Origin of the sequence: Microbacterium sp. CPCC 204701 (assembly GCF_004010105.1) — a bacterium.
GTDB lineage: Bacteria > Actinomycetota > Actinomycetes > Actinomycetales > Microbacteriaceae > Microbacterium.
On record NZ_RRYE01000429.1, the window covers coordinates 1 to 2,375 of the forward strand.

The 2,375-nt window shown below is 71.7% G+C and carries 2 protein-coding genes and 1 pseudogene; 1 reads left to right on the forward strand and 2 read right to left on the reverse strand.

The window, feature by feature from the left end; translation table 11 throughout:
• Positions 1 to 173 precede the first annotated feature (173 nt).
• Positions 174 to 638 carry a hypothetical protein gene (locus EIO58_RS16380; protein ID WP_127820376.1) on the forward strand — a complete coding sequence of 155 codons (465 nt, stop codon included), beginning with the start codon at positions 174 to 176 and terminating at the stop codon, positions 636 to 638.
• Positions 639 to 644: 6 nt separating this feature from the next.
• Here EIO58_RS16380 and EIO58_RS16385 read toward each other — a convergent pair whose 3' ends face one another.
• The gene (locus tag EIO58_RS16385) at positions 645 to 1,463 is read right to left on the reverse strand and encodes an ABC transporter permease (RefSeq protein ID WP_127820377.1); all 819 of its coding nucleotides are present in this window, start codon (positions 1,461 to 1,463) and stop codon (positions 645 to 647) included.
• A pseudogene (locus EIO58_RS18985) lies at positions 1,460 to 2,375 on the reverse strand (hypothetical protein); the annotation flags it as partial. The gene EIO58_RS16385 and the pseudogene EIO58_RS18985, both read right to left, overlap by 4 nt.

A 2,375-nucleotide genomic window follows, 5' to 3' on the forward strand; every position in this document is an offset into this window, starting at 1 on the left:
CTCGAGCGCGCGCTCGAGCGCGGGCGGTGCCGCGGGGGAGGAGGCGGCAGAGGATGCGACGACGGTCACCGGACCAGTCTCGCATCGCCGGTGCGGGGCGGGGCCGAGGATCGTTGCCCTCCTGTAAGCAAAATGAGTCCGGCTCGGCCGGGAGCCGCTGGCAGACTAGTCGCATGGTGACGCTGCTGCTCGACTCGACGCAGCTCGAGGTCGTGCTGTCGGGAGCCGAGCGCGCCATGTCGTTCCGCAAGGGGAACGTGGTCATCGAACGCTCGTCCATCACCAAGGTTCAGCTGACCGACGACGCGTGGACGTGGCTGCGCGGCATCCCGAGCCCCGGCACGCACTTCCGCGGCGTCGTGGCGATGGGGACGTGGCGTTCCGCCGGAGGCGACGACTTCGCGGTGATCCGGCGTCGCCGGCCGAGCGTCGTGATCGATCTCGGGGATCACCCCGAGTTCCAGCGCATCATCCTGACCACTCGCCACGGTCTCGCGCTCGTGCAGGCGCTGCGGCTCGAGGTCGACGAGGAGCCCGCCGACGTCGCCGAGATCGCCGCCGAGACCGGGACGACTCCGACCGCACCCGAGAAGAAGCCGCGCAAGCGCAAGTCGCCCGCGCCCGCTCCTGCCGTCTGACCCCTGTCAGCTGACATCGCGGCGCCAGCTGACGACGTGGCCCAGCACGACCAGCACGACCGCGTAGCCGAGCAGCACCAGGCCGCCCTGCCACCATTCGAGCTGCGTCATCGACCCCTCGGGAATGCCCATCGTGAACACGCTCGCTCCGACGAGTGCGTCGCTCGCGGCCCCCGGGAGGTACTGCGTGAAACTCGCGAGCCCGTCGACGAACCCTGACGCGGCGCGGCCGATCGGCTCGACGAACTGGGTGAAGACGAGCACGCCGACGATCGCACCCACCTGGTTGCGCACCAGCGCGCCGATCCCGACGCCGATGAGCGCCCACAGGACGTAGGCGAGCAGCATCCGTCCGAACATCGCCCAGGTCTCGACGGAGGTGAAATCGGTGTCGAGTCCGAACGACGCGAGGAATGCCGCCGCGGGACCGGCGGAGGCCACGATGCCGACCACCCCGAAGAGGATGCCGAGCAGCGCGCCGACGGCGAGCTTGGCGACCAGCACCCGCCCGCGCTGCGGGGTCGCCAGGAACGTCGGGGTGAGAGTCTTGTGGCGGAACTCCGCGGTCACCACCAGTGTGCCGATGAGCAGCGGGAACACGTAGCCGACCGCGGTGGCGACGCTGTACAGGGCCGCCGAGAGGCCTTCTTCGGGCAGTGGCGGTGCGTCGCCCGGCAGTGAGCCGCTCGCTGCGCCGCCCAGCACGAGGCCGAGAACAGCGGCCGTGAATCCGACGTAGGCGACGAGCACGATCGCGAGGATCCACCACACGGACGTGCTGAACTGCTTCGTGGTCTCGGCGCGGGTCGCCGCGGTGAGGCTCATCGCTCGTCCCCTTCGTCGTGGCCATCGCGGTGGTCGGTGCCGTCTGGTTCGTCGGGCGAGGGAGCGTCGACGGGCTCTGCGTCCGCCGGACCAGGGTCGGATCCCGCGCCGGCGGCGGGCTCGTCGTCTTCCGGTTCGGGGCGGACCGACTCGCTCATTCCCCGCTCGCTCAACGACCGGGAGTCCGAGTCGGCGTCAACCGCGGCGGCCTCCTCCGCGGCGCGTTCGGCGGCGTCGAAGGCGGCGAAGAAGCGGTCGGCCTCGAGGTCGGCATCCGTCTTCTCGCGGTTCTCCCACGGACGCGCGTCGTCTTCTTCGGCGGGCTCCGGAACCGACAGCTCGTCGTCGATCGCGCCGAGCTCTTCGACGTCGGGATCGGCGTCGGGCGGCGGGTCGTCGGAGCCTTCCCTCTCCGAGGCGGACGGCTCGGCGGAGTCGGGTTCGGGCCGGACGAACGGCACGATGTCGATGATGCCCGTGCTGGCCACGGCGAACGCCGCTGAGCCGTTGTCGGGGGTCGTGGTGTCTGACGCGGGTTCACTCGGTTCCGCGCCGTCGTGCGCGGGATCGGTCATGGCGAGCTGGTCGGGCTCGGCCGGTGCCGGTGCTTCGGTCTCGGTGGCCCTGAGATCATCGGCCGGCAGGGCGTGTTCGGCGGGCTGGTGCGGTTCGCCGGCGGCGGGGTCCACGACCGGCGCGGGAACCTCCACATCGACGGCCGCCGGGCCTGCGTGGGCCTCGCGCGGCTCGTCGACCGCTCTCGGTCCGTCGGGCTCGATGGGCTCTGCGGTCTCGCTGATCTCGGCGGCCCCGGACTGCCCGCCGAGCTCGACCGCGGCATCCGCTTCCACTGTCGGCGTGGACTCGGCGGCGACGATCGCGTCCCCCGCGACCGCGGCTGCCGCTGCGGCG

What these genes read in the sequence shown, in the direction of transcription:
- EIO58_RS16380 (WP_127820376.1), top strand. Translation starts at nt 174, where the DNA reads ATGGTGACGCTGCTGCTCGACTCGACGCAGCTCGAGGTCGTGCTGTCG.
- EIO58_RS16385 (WP_127820377.1), bottom strand. Translation starts at nt 1,463, where the DNA reads ATGAGCCTCACCGCGGCGACCCGCGCCGAGACCACGAAGCAGTTCAGC.